The following is an 18,580-nucleotide window of genomic DNA, read 5'->3' on the forward strand; positions in this document are numbered from 1 at the left end:
CGCCCATTTACCTGCCCCACGGCGGGCGGCGAAGCCGCCCTGGGTCGCTGACCTCATTTAAGAGCCTACTCGCGATCAGGAGAGCGGGTTGCTGATTTGGGGTAGATGGAGCGGGTAGTTCAGCTGCACGACCCGATGGTGATCGTTGTCGTTCGAGCTGATGGGAGTCGGGTGATGGGGTTCGTCCCGTCGGCAGCGGCGCGAAGCTGAACAATCTCTTCATGCTGGGCGGCGAGCCGAGCGAGGGCCTGGGTGCGGAACTCGGCGAGTGCATCGATGGTGCTCTCGGAGCGGGACAGCCGTTCCTTCATCGTGGTGACCTCCGCTTTTAGCCGGGCGATCTGGGCCTCGCGCGGGTCCGGGATCTCCCCGGCCTGCTGCAGGGCCTGCAGGCGTCGGTCGAACTCGACGCGGAGGTGAGCGTAGGGGCGGGTGCCGTAGAACGCGGTGCGGTCGACGACGGCTTCGCGGGCGAGGGTCTTGATGTCGCACTTGCCGCCGGGCGGGATCTCACCGCGCAGGAGACGGTCCATGGCGGCCCGGATGCGGTTTTCGTTCTCGGTCCGCTGGGCTGCGGAGATTCTCATGAGGATTCCTCGTGCGCGGTGTTGGCGGTGTCGATCTCGGCGACGACGCGGAGGGCCCGGTCGTAGTCGGCCTGGAGCCGGGTGCGTTCGGTCTTGCGTGTGGTGCCGAGTTGACCGAGGAAGGTCTCGGTGCGTTCTGCGTGCTCGGCCCAGACGGGGCGATGGCAGGGATGATGGGTGGCCTGCGGGCAGCGGGCGGAGTCGCACATCCCGATCAGGGGACGGTCGGCTGTCGGGGTGCCGGCCAGTTTGAGGCAGAGTGCCCGGGACGGGTCGGTGAACCAGCAGTAGTTCGCGGGCCCGAGGTGAAGGACCTTGGCGCGTTTGGTCAGCAGGTTGAGGACGTCACGGTCACTGCGCTGCGTCTTGGGTGCCGTTGCTGTTGCCGGGTCGAGCTGCTCGTCGATGCTGGCGAAGAACTCGGTGAGGCTCCGGGCGCCGGGGCCAGCTGGGAGAATGCCCTGCTGGTAGTTCCGGAACTCTTCCAGGACCAGGTCCAGGTTCCGGTCGCTCTCGTGCTTGTTGACCTCGGCCAGCAACTTGGCCTGAGCCCCGCCAGGGCGGGAGGCATACCCTTCTGTAGTGGCCACTGCGATGTGCTTGAGGTGAAGTTTGGAGGCCAGCACGCCACCCGGCCGGTAGGCCATTTCCAGGGCCAGCGTGCGACGCAGCCTCCTCAGATTGACCTGTCCATCGGGGATGGGAGCGAGGCCGAGGCGGTGCCCCGCCGGGGAGTTGACCCAGTTGCGGAACCACTTGTAGCGGACGGAGAAGGCGAACCGTCCGAAGAGCAGGGCGCCGTCCTGGTGGTCGTCGTGCAGGTCTTCGGCGAGTTCGACGGCGCGATAGACGGGCTCGATGACGACCCATTCGTCGTCGGTGCCGCCCAGCGGCTGTCCCTTGACGACTTTGCTGGCGAGCCGGTAGCGCGTGAGCCCGGGGACGGGCTCTTCGAGTGGAAGCCGGCAGCCGATGCGAAGCTCCATCAGCTCGCTCGCCCGCATGCCGGAGGCCGCGGCAAGCACGATCATCGAGGCGGTGCGGACGATGCCGACCAGAGCGACGGCCTGGAGGCGGTGCAGCGGCAAGGTCCAGGGCAATGCGGACGAAGTGTCCGCCGTGGTGATCTCAGCGGCGTCCCGGGCGAAGACCTCCTTCACCCCGACCGACGCGACCGCGTCCACCAGTGGGCCGCGCAGGTGGTGCATCCACCGGGCCTCGAACTGGGTGACCCCGGCCTGCCGGGCCAGGACTCCGGTGGCCACCGCCAGGAGCGGGTCATCAGGGGACCAGCCGTTGGCAAGCCGGTCGGCGACGTGGTGGTCGGCGAGCATCGGCAAGGCTGTGCACGTATCCGTGTACTCGTTCAACAGTTCGGCGAGCTCGGTCTCCGGGGCCACGTGGACCGCGCGGAGCCCTCGCGCTTTTCGGGCGGAGAGCTTGTCCGCCTCCCGGATCTGCCAGGCGAGTTCAACAGCGTGCGGTCCCATTGAGGACATCAGGAACAGGGCGGCGGCGAGCATCGGCTGCATGACGGCATCGTCGACGGGCTGGGTCTTGTTCTCGGTCCGACCGCTGGGCATTTCGGCGATTGCCGAGGCAGTGGCCCCGCCCCAGGGCCTCAGATCAGCCGGGACACGATCAGCGGTAAACAGCTCGCGGTAGTTGACCAGGTCAACGACGACCTGCGCGGCCGTGCGTCGGGTTCCCGGACTCTGCTCGCCGACGACCGCGCCGTGCTCGTCGAGGACATAGCGCCGGTGGGCCATGTAGGCATCGCAGATATGGGTGTCGATCTGCGCCAGGCTCGACACCCCGTGCTCGGACAGCCACCGGCAGAATCGGATGAGCTCGTCCAGACGGCCCGCGCAACTGGTCAGGTGCAGGACGGTGCGATGGGCCCGGGCCAGCAGGGCGACCGCCGGGTGCTGCGGGGCGAGCATGGCCAGGACGAGTTCCTTGCCGACCAGCCGCCACCGCTCATCGGCGATCTCGGCGAAGTCGAAGCGGCGGGTGCAGAGGGCGAGCTGGACGGGCAGTCCGAGGACGTCGGTGAAGTCCCAGACGGCGTCCTCGAACACCGGACGGCCAGTTCCCTCGGGGAGCGTGAATCCGGCTTCGCGGCAGACATCGGCGCCGGCGAAGACCGCGGATCGGCCGTCGAAGGCAGCGGCAGCGGCGAGGGCGGTGGTCACGCGGTCATCTCCTCGGGCCGCAGGGGAATCTCGTCGTCCTGGTCCTCGACCCGACGGGCCGCCGCGATGAGCACGGCAGGGTCGAAGCGGTCCAGGACCTGCTGGATGCGAGTGGCATAGGGGCCGAAGACCGCCATGAAGTGAGCGGCGGGCATCTGCTGCCACTGCCGCGAGAAGAACGCTTTGAGCCGCAACAGGTTGCCCGCGTGCCGGGGAGCGAAGACAGCCAGCGGGCAGAGCAGGCAGACCCAGGGCCGGGCCGGACAGGGTTTCCCCTTTGGGCCGTGCAGCCCGGACAGCTGGTCCCCACAGGCGGCGGTGAACACATCACGCTGTCCGCCGACCAGCTCGGCGATCACGCTATCGTCCAGGTTCAGCTCCGCGACCAGTTGCGGGTAGCAGTCCGCCAGCGCGGCCGCGTCCTCGTCGGTGATCACGGTGGGCGGATGAGCCCGGCGGAGCATGTCGTGCTGGGCGTCCTCGATCACCGTCTCGACAGCGTGCTGCTGGGCTGGGGTGGTGGCGGTGAGGTAGTGATCGCCTTCGACGTCCGGGGTGTGATTCGGATCGATCGTCGCCCGCCCGCTGCCCGTCCAGCTGCTTCTGTCCCGCATGGCTTCGTGGGTGGTACGGATCCGCGAACGGTGGATTTTCAGGGGCTGTCCGTCGTTCCCGGTGACCGCATGGCGAAGGGCCCACCGCTGGACGGCGACCCGGTCGATCCCGCGGACGCGGCGGGACCCGCCGGCCCGGCTCACTCCCACCCATAGTGTGCGGATTTCCTCCGGCGTCACGAAGGTCCGCAGTAGTGCGGAGTGCGCGAGCCACTGCTCCAGCAGCCGAACCGCCCGGCGGGGCAGGTTCAGGCTCTCCGCTGCGGTGCGGCGCTTGATGTAGGAGAGGAGGACCGTCGAGTCACCAGCCCAGTCGATGTCCTCGACCACCAGTTCGGCGATGCCGTCGGGGACGATGCCGGAGTAGATGCCGAACAGCAGCCGGTAGGCGATCAGCACCTCCAGGTGCGGGAAGACGGCCCGAGTCGCGTCGTGGAAGCCGCCACGATTGCGGACCACCGCCGCCGAGACCTCCAGGTGCTGGCCGAACTCGCCGATGCTGACCGGCCCGACCCGGGCCAGCAGCCAGCGCAGATTCCCCGGCTTCCAGCCGCCTTCAAAGGGGATGCTGGCCGCCGGCGGCATCCGCGAGGGCTCGGCGGTGGGCGGCGTACGAATCGTCGACCAAAGTCCGGCAGACCTCGGTCAGCCGCTGCCATTCCTCCTCCGGATAGGGCGGCAACGACTGGCGGAAGGGCTGAATGTTGAAGTGCCGCCCGGCAGCGAGTTCCAGCACCCCCTTTCCGAGCATGCCGCCGCACTGGGCATAGCCCTCCAGCAGACTGCGGGTCATGGCCTCCAGCCTGGACGGGCTGGACATCCAGAACTCGGCCAACTGCCCTCGCCGCAGCTCAGCGGCACCACCGGTGAAGCCCTGAGCGGCGAGGGTGCGGACCATGCTCCGCAGGGACTGGACGTAGAAGTTGACAGTGCCCTCCGAGTCCGCGGTGCCGTGCGGATGGATCAGGTCCACGAGACCGATGGCCAGATCCCGGGCCAGATCCGGGTTGGGCAGTCCGTCCAGGGTGTAGTCCGCGCGGCTGCCGTCGCTGAACACGCAGGTCAGGCCGAGGGGTTCGTCGATCAGCATGGTCGGCATCAGACGCCACCGCCCCCGGTCTCGACGTCGAACTCGGCCGCGGCCTCCCGCTCGGCTGCCGCCTCCTCGGTCAGTCCGGCAGCGGCTCCGGCTCCCTCGTATGCCTCCCGGTAGATGCGCGTCGTATCCAGGCGGCGAAGATACTTTTCCGTGGTCAGGACAGTGGAGTGCCCCAGAAGATCACGAAGCACCAGCAGCGGGTCGGCCTTGCTCAAGTAGAAAGCCAAAGCGGCGTCGGCATCGGTGTCCCGCACGAGCTTCGCGGCCTGCCGGTAGTGCCCAGTGACCAGGTATTCCAAGGTCCTCATGGAGAAAGTGTGGCGACATCGGTGGGGCCAGACGTGCGGGAACCGGGGCTCGAAACGGGCCCGTATCCGGTCCGATGTGCGCTCGAAGACCGTGGCCCAGGCCATGAACGGACCACCGCCGTTCTTCACCGCCAGCAGGCACGAACCGCCCTCCGGGGCGACCAGGCGACGCCGCTCTGCCGGAGTCAGCGAGTCCCAGGGACGCCGGACCCCGTTGATCAGCCCTCCCCGGGCGTCCGGCTCGGTCACCATCAGCGGTTCACCCCATCGCCGTGGCGGCCGCCAGAGTGAGCCTTCCTTCGTGGCGGCCCGGTCCAGCTCGAGGTAGTCGTGCAGCCCGGCCAGAGCCTCGTAAGAAGTCCACGTGGTGCGGAACTTCTTGCCTTTGGTGATCCCGGCCGGCACCGGGAACGGTATGGGGACCGCAGTCGGCTCCGGCGGCAGGGCAGGGATTTCCCAGGGCAGAAGGTAGGTGAACTCCTGCAGCCGCATCCCGGTGGCCAACGCGTGATCTCCGACTGCCGCGTTGCGGGTCAGCTCCCGGCCGTGGAAACCGGTGTCCTGCGAGCCGTCCGGGGCGAGCCCGCGTAGCCCCTTGCGGAACAGCTCAGTGAAGTCCGGCTCCAGGTACTTGACCGTCACATGCGGCTTCGGAGTGCGGCGGACCGCCAGATTCACCTTCACCTTCCGGCCGGTCCCGGCGAACAGAGCCCGCGCGGCCCGGTAGGTGAACGGCTCGGCCGTCGCGTACTCCTCGTGCATCGCCCACCGGTAGAAAAGCGACAGGATGCTCATGTGCTGGCCCCACGTCGTCGCCGCGAACCGGGCCTTCAACGGGCCCGGTGCTCGGCGTACCGGCTCAACGCGGCCTTCAGCCGTACCCGCGAGTCGAACAGCCCCACCCCGTGCTCGGCCAGGAACTCCATCCATTCCTTGACCACCCGTGCGTAGTTCTCCCACGAGCTCGGCGCCGGCGCCCCGCTGGCCGGGAGCTCACGCAGCCACCGGTTCACCACCGCCGTCGGACGCGGCGCAGCCGGTCCGTCCTCAAAGTGCAGGTCGTCGTCGACGAGCACGGGCATCCCCTCGGGGATCAACGGCCGATGCTCAACGTCCCAGGACTGCCAGCCCCGGGACGAGAAGAAGTTCAGGATCATGAGCGCTGACAGTAGAAACACCACACAGCCGAGCGCAAAGCCCAAACACCCTGGTCAACTGCTCAGCCACAGTCAATCGCCACACGGAAACTAAGCAGAGACAATGTGCCTGAGGACGTGGGGTGTGGCGTCGACGTCGATCCCGCGCGTACGGCATCTCTCCGAGGCCCGCACGAAGACCGACTCCCAGGCCGACAGAGACACAGGTCGCCCTTCCTGGCCGAGCCAGACGCACGCCGGGCCGAGGGAACGGCCCTGATCGTCAACGAGGTACAGGCGGGATCGGAGTGCCGGCGGCAGACGTGACCAGGGGACCCTTCGGAGCCTGCCGTCTTTCATGGGGACCCGCACACCTCGCCGGTCGGCTTGACTCCCCACCACTGCGCCGGCCGGCAGCGGACAGCCGCGGGCACGCCAGCGGTCCAGCATTAGGGAGCGCTCGATCTCCACGTAGTCGGCCACGGCGCGCAGGACTCGATGGGGCAAGAGGACCTTGCGTCCCTTGTCCCGCTTGGCTGTCGGCGGCGCCAGGTCGAACGGCACGCTCTTCGTGTTCCTCTGGCTGTCCAGGGCCGGGAGTTCCGGCCAGCACAGCGAAGCGGCCTCCTCGATGCGCAAGCCAGTGGTGACCAGCAGCTCGGCCATGACGACGTTTCGCTCCGCATTGCGGCCTCGGAAGCTCGAATCGGCGGTGCCCGTCCGCAGCTGGCCCCGTAGGCCGATGTCGCGGAAGGCCGCGTAGCGGGGAACGGAGAGGAACTTCACGTTCCCGCGTTTGGCGGCTTTCTCTGCCGCGCGGTTGTTGCGGACGCGTACCTGCTGCCCGGAGCCAGTGCGCCGCGAGCCCTCGTAGTGCTTGAACGGTGTCCGCTCGACCAGGGCCTCGTCCACCGCCCATGTGTAGAACTTGTCCAAGGCAGCGACGCCCCGGTTCCAGGTCGAGGCCGAGACGACCTGTGTCGGGTCGGGAGAGACACGCCGGGCTCGGTGGAAGGCGGTGACGTCGTCACGGTCGGCGTGCCACAGGGTCTTGCCGCGGTGTTCCTGGAGGAACCGTCCCCAGGTCAGCAGGTCCAGAGCGTAGGCACGCCAGGAATGTGCCGACCTCACCCCGAGGGTCGGCAGGGACCACAGGAATCGGTTGAGTTGGACGTCGTAGCTGCCGTCATCGCTGAGGATGAACGGTGCACCGGCATGTAATCCGTGCCGTGCGAGCGCCTTCGTCGCGTCGCTTACCCCGGCCGCTTCCAGCGCATCCGGGTCCGTGAAGAAGATCTCCATCTGATCGCACCCCCTGGTCAATCAACGACAGGGGAGATCGTGAGACACGGTCGTGCGTGGATAAGGCGTTCGACCTGACGCTGTTGACGGCCGAGTTGGCCCGGCACGGGTTGCCCTCGCTGGCCGACCGGTTGGGCGGGCCCCAAACCGGGCCGGTGGTGGATCCGTTGACCATCGACCGTGCCGTGGACCGCTACCGGCGCGGGAAGCGGACCCTGGAGGCGGTGTGCGGGGTGTACGGGGTCACCCTCGATGCAGCGCACGATGCGGGCGCGGACGCGCTGGCCGCGGTGCAGGTGGCCCGGGCGGTAGCAGCCCGTCACCCGGAAGTGGCGGCGCTCAGCCCGGCCGCCCTGCACGCCCGCCAGGGCACGTGGCACGAGCGGTGGGCCCGCGACTTCCAGTCGTACCTGCGCAGACAGGGCACGCCGGACGCGGTGATCGATCCGGCCTGGCCGTTGCGTGCACTGGTGCCGGCGTAGCGCCGATTCGGGTCTTCGGGGGCTACGCGGCCCAGTCGGTGCTGTACTCCACGTGGACGTCCCGGGTGCGGGCGGCGCCGCGGATGCTCGCGCAGTAGTGTCCGTGGCGTGCCGGGGTGCGGGTGTGCGCGGGGCCGTGTTCGGCGACATCGCGGAAGACCTCGGCGCCCTCCCGGAACAGCTCGGTGCTGCCCGTCAGGAACAGGGTCTCCGCATGGATGTGCTGGTGGAGGACGGCGCGGTGGTGTGCGCGGCGACGCACGGGCGGCCGGTCGGTCCGCGGCTGCGGTGGCGGGGCGGGCAGGGTGACGGTGCGGGGTCTGCCCCGGTCGAGCCGCCCTCGTAGTTCCTTCCAGCCCGAGGGCGCGAACTGGAGCGAACGGTGCAGCAGGACCAGGTCGAGTCGCCTCGGTCCCGCTGCCGGTCCCGGGACCCGTAGCGGAAGGTGGACGAGCGAACGGGGCGAAGTGGCGGCCAGGGTCCACAGCCCTGCCAGGGTCCGCGCGGCCTCCGCGTCGACGAAGGCGTTGAGGTACCAGGCGTCATCGCACACCACCGCACGCTCGACCGGCCGGGCCGGACGGACGACCTGGTACCGGGCCGGGCCGAGGCGGCCTTCGTGGAGGGTGAGGTGCAGCTTCACAGGATCTTCGTACGGCACGGTCAGAACGCATGCCAGCGGATTTCCGGGTCGGCGTCGCGCAACGAGGCGACGCGGCGCCGGAATTCGGCCAGGGCCTTCGGGTTGGCCGGGGCGTGCTGGGCGACCCAGGCGCAGCTGGCCGTCTCGCGGGCGCCCCGCAGCACCGTGCAGCCCGCCCAGTCGCGCACGTCCCAGCCGTACGCCGTCACGAACGCGTCGTACGACGCGTGGGGCAGCCCGTACCGGTCGCGGGCGAGGGCCATCACCACCAGGTCGTGCTCCCGCAGATCGGTCGAGATGGTCTCCAGGTCCACCAGGACCGGCCCCTCCGGGCCCACGTGGACGTTGCGGGGGAGCGCGTCGCCGTGGATCGGGCCCGGCGGCAGGTGCGGGGTGAGCGCGGCGACCTCGCCGACGTAGGCGTCGCGCCGGGCCCGCAGGTACGCCGCGTCCGCCGGATCGACCGCCCCGCCCGCCAGCCGGAGCCAACGTTCGACGCCGCCCAGCAGGTCCCGCGCGGGCAGCGCGAACGGCGGTTCCGGAAGGGAGTGGATCTGCCGCAGCAGCACCGCCAGGTCCTCGGGCTCGGCCGGCCGGACCTCGTCCGGGAGGCGGTGCCACACCGTCACCGGGTGCCCCGCCACCAGAAGCGGCTTCGGTTCGGCGGCGCGGACCGCCGGGATACCGGTCCTACTGAGCCAGTCGGCCACGGCGAGTTCCCGCTCGGCCCGTTCCAGCAGTGCCGCCTCCCGGCCGACCTTGACCACCAGGTCGCCGACCGCGAACACGGCGTTCTCGCCCAGGGCGAGCAACGCGGCCGGGCCCGCCGTGAAGCCCGCCGCCGTCAGTACGTCCCTGGCCTGCGCCTCGTCCATGCCGTCCCTCCGGATCCGGGTCGGGGTCGTGGTGATTCGCCCGGTCTCGTCCAGTCTCGCATCCCGGGTGCGCGATGCCTTGACGCGCCATCAGGTCCGAGCGCGCCCGGTCGGGCGAGGACCGGGACAGCAGTGGTACGAGACGCCTCGTCCCGCCTCGCGGCATGACCCCACCGCGCCCGCACGCATCGCCATCCCTGTCCCGGCAGGGAATCTTGGCCTTCAGGCCGGGCGGGAACGCAAACTCGCAGTCGCCCGGCACGCCCCCCTGGAGGGGGCAGCCCGCCGAGGGCGGCACGCGGCGGGCCACCGACCTCATCGAGGCCGACCCGCCCGGGGTGTCGGTGGGCCGCCCTATCGTTCGGGAATGACCACGAAGAAGTACGCGGCCCTGCTCCGCGGCATCAATGTCGGCGGCGCCAAGAAGGTTCCGATGGCCGAGCTGCGCGAGGTCCTGGAGGGCCTCGGCCACCAGGACGTGCAGACGTACCTGCAGAGCGGCAACGCCGTCTTCAGCACATCGGAGAAGGACGTGCACGCCCTCACCCGCGAGCTGGAGCGGGCCGTCGAGGCCCGCTTCGGCTTCGCGGTGGCCTGCCTGGTGCTCGATGGGGCGTACCTGCGCGCCGTTGCCGACGGCTGCCCGTTCCCCGCCGCCGCGCTGGAGGGCAGGCAACTGCACGCCACCTTCCTGTCCGAGCAGCCCGAGCGGTCCCGGTTCGCCGCGATCGACGGGCCCTCGTACCTCCCGGAGGAGTTCCGGATCGGCGACCGGGTCCTCTACCTGTACGCCCCCAACGGACTGGGCCGCTCCAAACTGGCGGAGGCCCTCCACAAACCCGCCGTGCTCAAGGGCATCGCCGCGACCACCCGGAACTGGAACACCGTCGCCAAGCTGGTCGAGCTGACGCGGGACTGACCGCCGCTGACTCTGGGCGCTCAGCTCCAGTCGATGTCGTCCGGACTCTCCAACGGAGCCCGGTCCTCCAGCGCTTCCGGCACCACCAGGGTGTCCGCCTTCGCCATCGCGGCGGCGAAGCGGACGTGCACCCGCTTCTGGATCTCGCTCAGCTTGACCTGGAACACCCGGAACTCCGCCAGTTCCAGCGCCTCGGCCAGAACCAGGCTCTGCGTCAGCAGGAACGCCTTGCACTTGAGCGTTCCCCGCTCGGAGTAGACGAGCACCTTCCAGAACTCCCGGGGTATCCGCACACCCTTGAAGACCCGGTCGTCGTCCTGGAAGACCGGGCCGCCGAACACGCTCACCTTGAGGTCGTCGACCTGGACGTCCTCGAAGACCGCGTCCTCCAACTGACCCCAGATGCCGCCCCGCACACTCTGGTTGAAGTCGTCCATCTGCGGAGTGATGTTGGTGTAGAAGAACGAGTCCTTGTTCGCCTTCTCCGCCTCGGGCAGCGCGCCCCACAGGAGGTCGGCGCGGCGCGCGATGTGCCCCCGGTCCAGCCGGTTGGTCGGACCCTTGTACAGCTCGTTGCTGACCTGGGTGTTCGCCGGCAGGCGGGGGTCCTTCCGGAACTCGATGCCCTGCCGGTCGAGCTTCTTGAGCGTGCCCCCGTCGATGTTCCAGGCCACCCAGATCGCGAACCGCCGGGACGCGCTCAGGGCCAGCGAGAAGTGCGTGTACGGGATGACCTCCGACCCGTCGAGCTGGACGGCGTCGTCCTTGATCGACGGGTTGAGCTGCGGTGTTCCGATGGCCACGGAGAGGAAGCCGGGGTCGTACCCCGTCAGTGCTTCGAGCGAGTCGGTAGCCGGCGGCTCCAGAGTGATCTTCAGCTCCTCGAAGACCGCGTGGGGGAAGCAGGCCAGCGCCCGGTCCTCGGGGTCCCCGTCGCCCTCGCCGCCGAAGTGCAGACCGGCCAGCACGTCGGTCGGCCTTCCGGTGCGCGCCTTGAACAGCCAGGCGGAACCGGAGTCGCCGGGCAGGCTGATCTCGTCGCCGTCCGCCGGATGGTTGGGGTCGGGGCCTATCTCGAAGCACTCGATCTCCCGCACTCCGACCGGCGGCCCGTAGTTGATGCTCACCTTGACGAAGGGCCGCGTCACCACCCCGTGCGTGACGCCGGTGGTCCGGCCGCTCTTGACCACCTTGTCGTCGATCTCCGGCTCGCCCAGCTTCGTCGGCGTGACCCCGAGGTCGAGGACGTCCGTGGCGAAATCGCGTTCCGTGATGCTCGACAGGGCGCAGTCGCCGACGAGACCGAGGTGGGCGCGCCTGAGCGTGCCGAGCCGGTTCATGGCGGTGCGGCTGTCGTCGGTGGTACCGGGCTGCACCACCTCGTCGCCCAGCTCCCCCTTGCGGCCGTTCAGCACGTGCCAGTTGCTCAGCACGCAGGTGGAACCGTCGTTCTTGTCGAAGACGATGCAACCGAGCGTGCCGGCGCCCACCTTGACGTTGCCGACGCTCACCCCGGGGCGGACCGGGTTGACGCGCTTCTGCCGGTCCGGCGTCTGCGCCTCGGGCACCACCAGGAAGTGCGGCTTGTAGCTGCGCTGGACGACGTCGGTCGGCACCTTGACGCCGCCGCCTATGTCGATGACCGACGGTATCTCCACGCTGCTCACGTCGCGGACGCCCTCCGGCTGGACCTTCTTGTCCACCGTGAACTGCAGGGCCAGCTCCTTGCCCCGTTTGCCGTTCTTCTCCTTGTAGCCGATGCCGATCGAGGACACGTTGGGGTCGCTGAGGTAGCTCGACCCGCGGGTACGGATGAACTGCTTCAGCGAGGTGATCAGTTCGTCCTGCTGCCCGTTCGCCGTGGACGTGGCGGGCGTCCGCTTCTTGGTAGCCATCAGGGGGCTCCCTTCGAGAAAGGAGTTCAGGCGTGAGAAGCCCCGTCGAGAGGATGCCGTCCCCGAGATGGTTGAAATCGACGCAAGCGGACTGGGGCTCCCCGCTCCGTGCGTGCCCTTCCAGCGTACGGCCGGGCCAGGGGGCGAGCGCGTCGAGCGCCGCCCGTTCCCGGGGCGCACCGGTGTGGGTCCGGCCCCGACCGGAGCGCGGCGTTCACCCTCCCCGACGGCGACGCAGCCCGCCGGATGTGCCAGGCTCCTGGCCATGCGTTACATCATCATCGGCGCCGGCGCGATCGGCGCGACCATCGGCGGACGGCTGGCGGAAGCAGGCGCCGAGGTCGTCCTCGTCGCGCGCGGCGCACACGCAGAGGCCCTCCGGGCCGACGGGCTGCGGCTCACGACGGCGGACGGGCCCCGGGTCCACCGGCTCCCCGTGGTCACCGGCCCGGCGGAACTGGGCGAACTGCGTCCGGACGACGCCCTGCTGCTGACCGTGAAGGCCCAGGACGCGATCGCCGCACTCGACGCGTGGGGTGACGCGGAGGTCGCCGGCGGTGGTACGGCGGCGCAGCGGCTGCCCGTGCTGTGCGCGCAGAACGGGGTGGAGAGCGAGCGGCTGGCGCTGCGCCGCTTCGCCCGCGTGTACGGGATCTGCGTGTGGCTGCCCGCCACCTTCCTGGAACCGGGGGTGGTGTCCGCGCTGTGCGCGCCGCTGACCGGCATCCTGCACATCGGGCTGGCCGCCGGGGGCTCGGACGCGCGGGCCGCTCGGATCGCGGCCGACCTGGCGAAGTCCGGCTTCGAGGCGCCGGTCGTCGAGGACGTCATGCGCTGGAAGTACGCGAAACTGCTGGGCAACCTGGGCAATGCGATCCAAGCCACCACTGGGCCCGAGCCCGACCCGGCGAAGGGGGCGTTGCTGCTGCGTGCGATCCGCGAGGCCAGGGCCGCCTTCGCGGCGGCCCGGATCCCCTACGCCTCGGACGCCGAGCAGGCCGAGGCCCGCGACGGCAAGGTCGATCAGCCGCCCGGCGTGCGGGGAGGCTCCTCCTGGCAGTCGCTGCACCGTGGTACCGGCTCGATCGAGGCGGACTACCTCAACGGGGAGATCTCCCTGCTGGGCCGCCTGCACGGGATCGCGACTCCGGTGAACGACACGCTCCGCCACGCGGCGAACATCTTCGCCCGCGAGGGCCTCCCGCCGGGCGCGATGTCCATCACGGACCTCACGGCGCTGGCCGACGAGGCCGAGGCCCGCGGCTAGTGCACTGACCGGAAGGCGGGCCGGTGGGCCCGCGGCGCCCGGCCAGGGCCGGGTCCACGGAGCGCCGTCAGGCCGTCAGGGCGGGGAGGCGGACCGGGGAGGTGGTGGCCGCGTCGAAGCGGTGGAGGAGCAGGCGGGCCAGTTCGGGGGCCGCGCCGAGGACCTCGGCCACGACGTCGGCGCCGGCGGCGTCCGCCCCCGCCGCGATGCGGTCCGGGAGGCGGCCCGGCGCGATTACGTAGGGGGCCACGGCCACCCGCCGCACGCCTTCCGCGCGCAGCGCCCGCGCGGCATCCTCCGTGCGGGGAAGGGCAGCGGAGGCGAACGCAGGCCGCACGGCGCACCAACCGGTGTGCCGCCACTCCCGCGCGATTTCAGCGATCACTGCGATCGCCTCCGGGTCTGAGGAACCGGCGGACGCGAGCACCACACCGGTGCTCGCACGGTCCGCCGGGGTGAGCCCCGCCTCCCACAGGCGACGTTCGAGCGCCTGCGTCAGGAGGGGGGAGGGGCCGAGGACCTCGGCGAGCCGGATGGAGAGGCCCGGCAGCCGGATCGTGGACTCGGCGAGGACCGCCGGGACGTCCGCCTTGGCGTGGAAGGCCCGGGTGAGCAGCAGGGGCAGGGCCACCACGTCACGGACGCCTTCGGCATGGAGGGCGGACAGCACCTGGTCGACCCGAGGGGCGTTGAAGTCCAGGTACGCCGTCTCCACCCGCACCCCCGGCCGCAGCGCCCGTGCGCGTCGGGTGAGGGCCTGCACGGTCGCCGCGTGGCGCGGGTCGCGGCTGCCGTGGGCGATCACGAGCAGGACCGGGGCGGAAGCGGGGGCGCGGAACACGGGACTCAGCTCCTGACCAGCAGGCCGCGGCTGCGCAGTACCCACCGCTCGACCGGGCTGAAGATCAGCAGGTCGATGGCGATGCCGACGACGAGGATCAAGGCGATGGCGAGGAACACGCCGGGCAGGTCGATGTTGTTGCGGCCGTTCTCCAGCAGCTGGCCCAGGCCCAGGCCCAGGTCGGGGGAGCTGGCGATGATCTCGGCGGCCATCAGGGAGCGCCAGGAGAAGGCCCAGCCCTGCTTCAGGCCGGCGAGGTAGCCGGGCAGCGCGGCCGGCATGACCACGTGCCGGGCGCCGCGCAGGCCGGTGGCTCCCAGGGTGCGGCCGGCCCGCAGGAAGAGCGGCGGGATCTGGTCGATGCCGGAGACGAGGCCGTTGGCGATGGAGGGGACCGCGCCGAGCAGGATCACGGTGTACATCATGGCGTCGTTGAGACCGAACCAGAGTACGGCCGGGGGGACCCAGGCGACCGAGGGCAGGGACTGGAGCCCCTGGAGGATCGGCCCGATGGCGGCGCGGACGAACTTGACCCGGGCGACGAGCAGGCCGAGCGGGGTGCCGATGGCCAGGGCCAGCAGGAAGCCGAGCAGACCGCGCGACACGCTGGTCCAGATGACGTCGAGCAGCGTGCCCTTGAGCCACATGTCGGACAGGCTGTCCCACACCGCGGACGGGGCGGGCAACTTGGTCTCGTCGGTGACCTTCGCCGAGACGAGGATCTGCCACACCACCAGCACGAGGCCGACGGCCAGCAGCGGGGGCACGACCTTCTTGGTGAAGACCTCGCGGACGGGGGTGCGGTGCGTTTCGACCGCGTCGAGGGCGTCGAGGCCCGCCTCCAGGCCGGCCAGGTCGTCGCCCTTGGCCGTGGCCTTCGGGGTGGTGTCAGTGCTGGCCATGGCGGCGGATCTCCCCACGCAGGTGTTCAGTGATCTCAAGGGACAGCTCCGCGACGTCCGCGTCCTCGATGCGGCGCGGCTGCGGAATGCCCACGGTCCATTCCTTTGCGACCCGGCCGGGCCGGGAGGAGAGCAGGACCACCCGCTGGGCGAGGCGCACGGCCTCGCGCACGTTGTGCGTGACGAAGAGGACGGACAGGCCGGTCTCGGCCCAGATACGGGTGAGCTCGCCGTGCAGCACGTCACGCGTGATGGCGTCCAGAGCGGCGAACGGCTCGTCCATCAGCAGCAGTCGGCTGTCCTGAGCGAGCGCCCGGGCCAGGGCCACGCGCTGGCGCATGCCGCCGGACAGTTCGTGGACCCGCTTGCCGTACGCGCCGCCGAGGCGGACCAGTTCCAGCAGCCGTTCGGCCTCCGGCTTGCGCTCGGCCTTGGCCACCCCGCGCAGGCGCAGGGCGAGTTCGATGTTCTTGCCCGCGGTGAGCCACGGGAAGAGGGCGTGTTCCTGGAACATCAGGGCGGGGCGGCCCGCGGTCCCGATGGTGCCCGCGCTGGGCCGGTCGAGGCCGGCGACCAGGTTGAGCAGGGTGGACTTTCCGCACCCCGATGCCCCGAGAATGGTGACGAACTCGCCGGGAGCGACATCGAGGCTGATGTCGTCCAGGACGAGCTGCGATCCGGCCGGGCCGGAGAAGGACTTCGAGACGTGCTCGATGCGGGCGGCGTACGTCTGCTCCGCTACTGCGCCCTCGGCAGCCTTGGCAAGCATGGTGGCCATGGTCGTCACCTCCTGGGGTTCGTACGTGCGGACTTACTTGGCGCCGAGACCGGCGTCGGAGACCTCGGGCTTGCCGGCGGCCTTCAGGACCTTGTTCAGCAGCGTCAGGTCGTAGATGCCGGCCAGGTCGGGTTGATCGAGGAGCTTGGCCTTGACCGCCCAGTCGGACTCCGTCTTCAGCGTGGCCGCCAGCGGGTCGTCGGTGACGAGGATGCTCGGCCAGGCCGGATCGATGACCTTCGCGTCGAGCGGTTTGCCGCCGTCCGCCGCCAGCTTCGCGTTCGCGGAAGCCTTGGCTCGGTCCGGGTTGGCGTTGATCCACTCGTTGGTCTTCACCGTGCCCCTGAGTACGGCCTCGACCACGTCCGGGTGCGCCTTGAGGAACTTCTGCGACACGATGACGTTCGTGATCACGAACTTCTTGTCGGGCCACAGCGAGGTTTCGTCGAGGAGGACGGAACCGCCGTCGGAAACCAGCTTGGAGGCCGTGGGCTCCGGCACCCAGGCGCCGTCGATCGAGCCCTGCTTGAAGGCGTCCGGAGCGACCTTGTTGTCCGTACGGACCACGGAGACGTCACCCTTGCCGGACTCCGGGTCGACCGACCAGCCCTTCTCGGAGATCCAGTTGAGGAACGCGACGTCCTGCGTGTTCCCCTTCTGCGGGGTGGCGATCTTCTTGCCCTTGAGGTCGTCCAGAGTCTTGATCTTGTCCGGGTTCACGACGAGCTTCACACCGCCCGAGGCGGACCCGGAGATGATCCGCAGGTTGCTGCCCTTGGACTTCACGTAGCCGTTGATGGACGGCGAAGGGCCGATGAACCCGATGTCGAGAGAGCCGCCGTTGAGCGCTTCGATCTCGGACGGGCCGGCGTTGAAGGACTGCGGCTTGATCTTGGTGCCGCCCAGCTCCTTCGCGATCAGGCCCTCCTGGAGGCCGACCAGGGCGGTGGCGTGGGTCAGGTTCGGGAAGTACCCGATGCGGACCTCGGAGGCGGAGAGCTTCTCGCCGGCTCCGGCTCCGGCTCCGGCGGCGACGCTGGACTTCGTGTCCTGCGTCGTCTCGGCCTGCGAGCCGTAACCGCAGGAAGCGAGGGCGCCGATCAGGACGGGCAGGGCGGCGGCGGTGACAACGCCGCGGCGCAGGGTGGTGCGGTGATGACCGGTGGTGGGCACGGGAGGACTTCCTCTCGTCGCGTCACTTCATGACGCACGTCTTCGTCTGTGGAGCAAGGACAGGTACAGCAGCTGGGGGGTGTGGGCGCGCAGGCAGTGCGCGTACGTCATCGCGCACATCGCGCCACCCCTCCCTGACCGCTGCCGAGCTGGCCGCTGCCCACGCGACCGCCCTCCTTGGCGAAGGTGGAGTAGATGTCGAAGAGCACGGCTTAGAAGTCCCACCCTTCTTCGTCCGCCGGGACGGTGGTCTGCGCTCGGGAGGCGAAGGACTCGCCCGCCATGCCCGCGGCCAGGGTGGTCCCGTCGGCCGGGTCGATCAGCAGGAAGGACCCCGTGCGACGGGAGTCGGCGTACGCGTCGAGCGCGAGCGGCTCGGCGGTGCGCACGACCACCCGGCCGATGTCGTTGGCCACCAGCTGTCCGGGGTTCGGGTGCTGGGACAGGTCGTCCAGGGTCAGCCGCGAGGGGATCTCCTTGACGATCGCCTTGACCGTGCGCGTGGTGTGCTTGAGCAGCACCCGTGCGCCGACGGCCAGCGGCTGGTCCGCCACATGGCATACCGTCGCGACGACGTCCTGCGTGGTGGCGGGGGCACTCGCGGACGGCGCGATCAGATCGCCGCGCGAAATGTCGATGTCGTCCTTGAGGCGCAGCGTCACCGACTGCGGCGCCCAGGCGATGTCCACGCTCTCGCCGAGCGCGTCGATGCCCTCTATGACGGAGGTACGGCCCGACGGCAGGACGGTGACGGCCTCGCCGACGCGCAGCACGCCGGAGGCGATCTGACCCGCGTAGCCGCGGTAGTCCGGGTGCTCGGCGGTCTGCGGGCGGATCACGTACTGCACCGGGAAACGGGCCGGGCAGGCGGTGAGGTCGTGGCTGACCGGAACGGTCTCCAGATGCTCCAGCACCGTCGGGCCGCCGTACCAGTCCATGCGCGAGGAGGGCTCCACCACGTTGTCGCCGGCCAGGGCCGAGATCGGTATCGCGGTGATCTCCGGGACGCCCAGGTCCGAGGCGTACGCGGTGAACTCCTCGGCGATCGATGCGAAGACCGCCTCCTGGTAGCCCACCAGGTCCATCTTGTTGACGGCCAGCACCACGTGCGGGACCCGCAGCAGGGCCGCGACGGCGGCGTGCCGTCGGGTCTGCTCGATCACGCCGTTGCGCGCGTCGACCAGCACCACGGCCAGGTCGGCGGTCGAGGCGCCGGTCACCATGTTCCGGGTGTACTGCACGTGCCCCGGGGTGTCGGCGAGGATGAACCGGCGGCGCGCGGTGGCGAAGTAGCGGTAGGCGACGTCGATGGTGATGCCCTGCTCCCGCTCGGCCCGCAGGCCGTCGGTCAGCAGCGCGAGGTCGGGGGCGTCCTGGCCGCGCCGGGCGGAGACGGCCTCGACGGCTTCCAGCTGGTCGGTCAGGACCGACTTGGAGTCGTGCAGCAGCCGCCCGACCAGAGTGGACTTGCCGTCGTCGACGGAACCGGCGGTTGCGAAGCGCAGCAGCGTGGTCGCTGCAGCGTCGGCCAGGCTGGCGACCTGATCGGTGGTGGAGGTCATGT

17 protein-coding genes and 1 pseudogene are annotated in these 18,580 nt (G+C 70.1%); 3 read left to right on the forward strand and 15 right to left on the reverse strand.

The window, feature by feature from the left end:
- Nucleotides 1-119: 119 nt before the first annotated feature.
- From ABZZ20_RS06975 to ABZZ20_RS07005, 7 genes are all read right to left on the reverse strand, one after another.
- Nucleotides 120-587: a hypothetical protein gene (locus ABZZ20_RS06975; protein ID WP_356867583.1), complete on the reverse strand. Its 468-nt coding sequence runs from the start codon at nt 585-587 to the stop codon at nt 120-122.
- The gene (locus tag ABZZ20_RS06980) at nt 584-2,782 is read right to left on the reverse strand and encodes a site-specific integrase (RefSeq protein ID WP_356867585.1); all 2,199 of its coding nucleotides are present in this window, start codon (nt 2,780-2,782) and stop codon (nt 584-586) included. The genes ABZZ20_RS06975 and ABZZ20_RS06980 overlap by 4 nt, the downstream gene beginning before the upstream one ends.
- Entirely contained in the window at nt 2,779-3,981 is a 1,203-nt protein-coding gene (locus tag ABZZ20_RS06985) for a hypothetical protein (protein ID WP_356867587.1), read from the reverse strand. The genes ABZZ20_RS06980 and ABZZ20_RS06985 overlap by 4 nt, the downstream gene beginning before the upstream one ends.
- The gene (locus ABZZ20_RS06990) at nt 3,953-4,495 is read right to left on the reverse strand and encodes a hypothetical protein (protein WP_356867588.1); all 543 of its coding nucleotides are present in this window, start codon (nt 4,493-4,495) and stop codon (nt 3,953-3,955) included. Before ABZZ20_RS06990 ends, ABZZ20_RS06985 begins: the two co-directional genes overlap by 29 nt.
- Nucleotides 4,495-5,598 carry a site-specific integrase gene (locus ABZZ20_RS06995; protein ID WP_356867590.1) on the reverse strand — a complete coding sequence of 368 codons (1,104 nt, stop codon included), beginning with the start codon at nt 5,596-5,598 and terminating at the stop codon, nt 4,495-4,497. Before ABZZ20_RS06995 ends, ABZZ20_RS06990 begins: the two co-directional genes overlap by 1 nt.
- Before the next feature lie 35 nt (nt 5,599-5,633).
- Nucleotides 5,634-5,960: a hypothetical protein gene (locus ABZZ20_RS07000; protein WP_356867592.1), complete on the reverse strand. Its 327-nt coding sequence runs from the start codon at nt 5,958-5,960 to the stop codon at nt 5,634-5,636.
- Nucleotides 5,961-6,050: 90 nt separating this feature from the next.
- Nucleotides 6,051-7,241: a site-specific integrase gene (locus tag ABZZ20_RS07005; protein WP_356867594.1), complete on the reverse strand. Its 1,191-nt coding sequence runs from the start codon at nt 7,239-7,241 to the stop codon at nt 6,051-6,053.
- 65 nt (nt 7,242-7,306) lie between these two features.
- On the opposite strand from ABZZ20_RS07005, the pseudogene ABZZ20_RS07010 reads away from it, so the two are divergent.
- Nucleotides 7,307-7,723 (forward strand): annotated as a pseudogene (locus tag ABZZ20_RS07010) (3'-5' exonuclease); the annotation flags it as partial.
- Nucleotides 7,724-7,745: 22 nt separating this feature from the next.
- Here the strand turns inward: ABZZ20_RS07010 and ABZZ20_RS07015 are convergent.
- Both ABZZ20_RS07015 and ABZZ20_RS07020 read right to left on the reverse strand, forming a co-directional pair.
- Nucleotides 7,746-8,366, reverse strand: a complete 621-nt coding sequence (locus ABZZ20_RS07015; RefSeq protein WP_356867596.1) for a hypothetical protein — start codon at nt 8,364-8,366, stop codon at nt 7,746-7,748.
- 20 nt (nt 8,367-8,386) lie between these two features.
- On the reverse strand, nt 8,387-9,241 hold the full coding sequence (locus ABZZ20_RS07020; RefSeq protein WP_356867598.1) for an aminoglycoside phosphotransferase family protein: 855 nt from the start codon (nt 9,239-9,241) through the stop codon (nt 8,387-8,389).
- Nucleotides 9,242-9,608: 367 nt separating this feature from the next.
- Between ABZZ20_RS07020 and ABZZ20_RS07025 the strand changes: the two genes are divergently transcribed.
- Nucleotides 9,609-10,160, forward strand: a complete 552-nt coding sequence (locus ABZZ20_RS07025) for a DUF1697 domain-containing protein (protein WP_356867600.1) — start codon at nt 9,609-9,611, stop codon at nt 10,158-10,160.
- 20 nt (nt 10,161-10,180) lie between these two features.
- Here ABZZ20_RS07025 and ABZZ20_RS07030 read toward each other — a convergent pair whose 3' ends face one another.
- Nucleotides 10,181-12,055 (reverse strand): DNA/RNA non-specific endonuclease, encoded by a 1,875-nt coding sequence (locus tag ABZZ20_RS07030; protein WP_356867602.1) that lies wholly within the window; start codon nt 12,053-12,055, stop codon nt 10,181-10,183.
- 265 nt (nt 12,056-12,320) lie between these two features.
- Here ABZZ20_RS07030 and ABZZ20_RS07035 point away from each other — a divergent pair, with 265 nt between their 5' ends.
- On the forward strand, nt 12,321-13,322 hold the full coding sequence (locus tag ABZZ20_RS07035; RefSeq protein ID WP_356867604.1) for a 2-dehydropantoate 2-reductase N-terminal domain-containing protein: 1,002 nt from the start codon (nt 12,321-12,323) through the stop codon (nt 13,320-13,322).
- Nucleotides 13,323-13,389: 67 nt separating this feature from the next.
- On the opposite strand, the gene ABZZ20_RS07040 is transcribed toward ABZZ20_RS07035, so the two are convergent.
- The 5 genes from ABZZ20_RS07040 to ABZZ20_RS07060 form a co-directional block, all read right to left on the reverse strand.
- Nucleotides 13,390-14,163: a sirohydrochlorin chelatase gene (locus tag ABZZ20_RS07040; protein WP_356867606.1), complete on the reverse strand. Its 774-nt coding sequence runs from the start codon at nt 14,161-14,163 to the stop codon at nt 13,390-13,392.
- Between the two features lie 5 nt (nt 14,164-14,168).
- Nucleotides 14,169-15,065, reverse strand: coding sequence for an ABC transporter permease (locus tag ABZZ20_RS07045; RefSeq protein WP_356867608.1), 897 nt, complete (start codon nt 15,063-15,065; stop codon nt 14,169-14,171).
- Nucleotides 15,052-15,843, reverse strand: coding sequence for an ABC transporter ATP-binding protein (locus ABZZ20_RS07050; protein ID WP_356867610.1), 792 nt, complete (start codon nt 15,841-15,843; stop codon nt 15,052-15,054). The genes ABZZ20_RS07045 and ABZZ20_RS07050 overlap by 14 nt, the downstream gene beginning before the upstream one ends.
- Before the next feature lie 33 nt (nt 15,844-15,876).
- A complete protein-coding gene (locus tag ABZZ20_RS07055; RefSeq protein WP_356867612.1) occupies nt 15,877-17,016 on the reverse strand; it encodes an aliphatic sulfonate ABC transporter substrate-binding protein in 1,140 nt (379 codons plus the stop codon).
- Between the two features lie 212 nt (nt 17,017-17,228).
- Nucleotides 17,229-18,578, reverse strand: a complete 1,350-nt coding sequence (locus ABZZ20_RS07060) for a GTP-binding protein (RefSeq protein WP_356867614.1) — start codon at nt 18,576-18,578, stop codon at nt 17,229-17,231.
- Nucleotides 18,579-18,580 lie beyond the last annotated feature (2 nt).

The organism is Streptomyces sp. NPDC006430, from assembly GCF_040612395.1.
Lineage (GTDB): Bacteria > Actinomycetota > Actinomycetes > Streptomycetales > Streptomycetaceae > Streptomyces.

Bases quoted from the DNA above. Each gene is read 5' to 3' on its own strand.
- ABZZ20_RS06975 (WP_356867583.1), bottom strand. From the start codon at position 587: ATGAGAATCTCCGCAGCCCAGCGGACCGAGAACGAAAACCGCATCCGG.
- ABZZ20_RS06985 (WP_356867587.1), bottom strand. From the start codon at position 3,981: ATGCCGCCGGCGGCCAGCATCCCCTTTGAAGGCGGCTGGAAGCCGGGG.
- ABZZ20_RS06990 (WP_356867588.1), bottom strand. From the start codon at position 4,495: ATGCCGACCATGCTGATCGACGAACCCCTCGGCCTGACCTGCGTGTTC.
- ABZZ20_RS06995 (WP_356867590.1), bottom strand. From the start codon at position 5,598: ATGAGCATCCTGTCGCTTTTCTACCGGTGGGCGATGCACGAGGAGTAC.
- ABZZ20_RS07000 (WP_356867592.1), bottom strand. From the start codon at position 5,960: ATGATCCTGAACTTCTTCTCGTCCCGGGGCTGGCAGTCCTGGGACGTT.
- ABZZ20_RS07005 (WP_356867594.1), bottom strand. From the start codon at position 7,241: ATGGAGATCTTCTTCACGGACCCGGATGCGCTGGAAGCGGCCGGGGTA.
- ABZZ20_RS07020 (WP_356867598.1), bottom strand. From the start codon at position 9,241: ATGGACGAGGCGCAGGCCAGGGACGTACTGACGGCGGCGGGCTTCACG.
- ABZZ20_RS07025 (WP_356867600.1), top strand. From the start codon at position 9,609: ATGACCACGAAGAAGTACGCGGCCCTGCTCCGCGGCATCAATGTCGGC.
- ABZZ20_RS07030 (WP_356867602.1), bottom strand. From the start codon at position 12,055: ATGGCTACCAAGAAGCGGACGCCCGCCACGTCCACGGCGAACGGGCAG.
- ABZZ20_RS07035 (WP_356867604.1), top strand. From the start codon at position 12,321: ATGCGTTACATCATCATCGGCGCCGGCGCGATCGGCGCGACCATCGGC.
- ABZZ20_RS07045 (WP_356867608.1), bottom strand. From the start codon at position 15,065: ATGGCCAGCACTGACACCACCCCGAAGGCCACGGCCAAGGGCGACGAC.
- ABZZ20_RS07050 (WP_356867610.1), bottom strand. From the start codon at position 15,843: ATGGCCACCATGCTTGCCAAGGCTGCCGAGGGCGCAGTAGCGGAGCAG.
- ABZZ20_RS07060 (WP_356867614.1), bottom strand. From the start codon at position 18,578: ATGACCTCCACCACCGATCAGGTCGCCAGCCTGGCCGACGCTGCAGCG.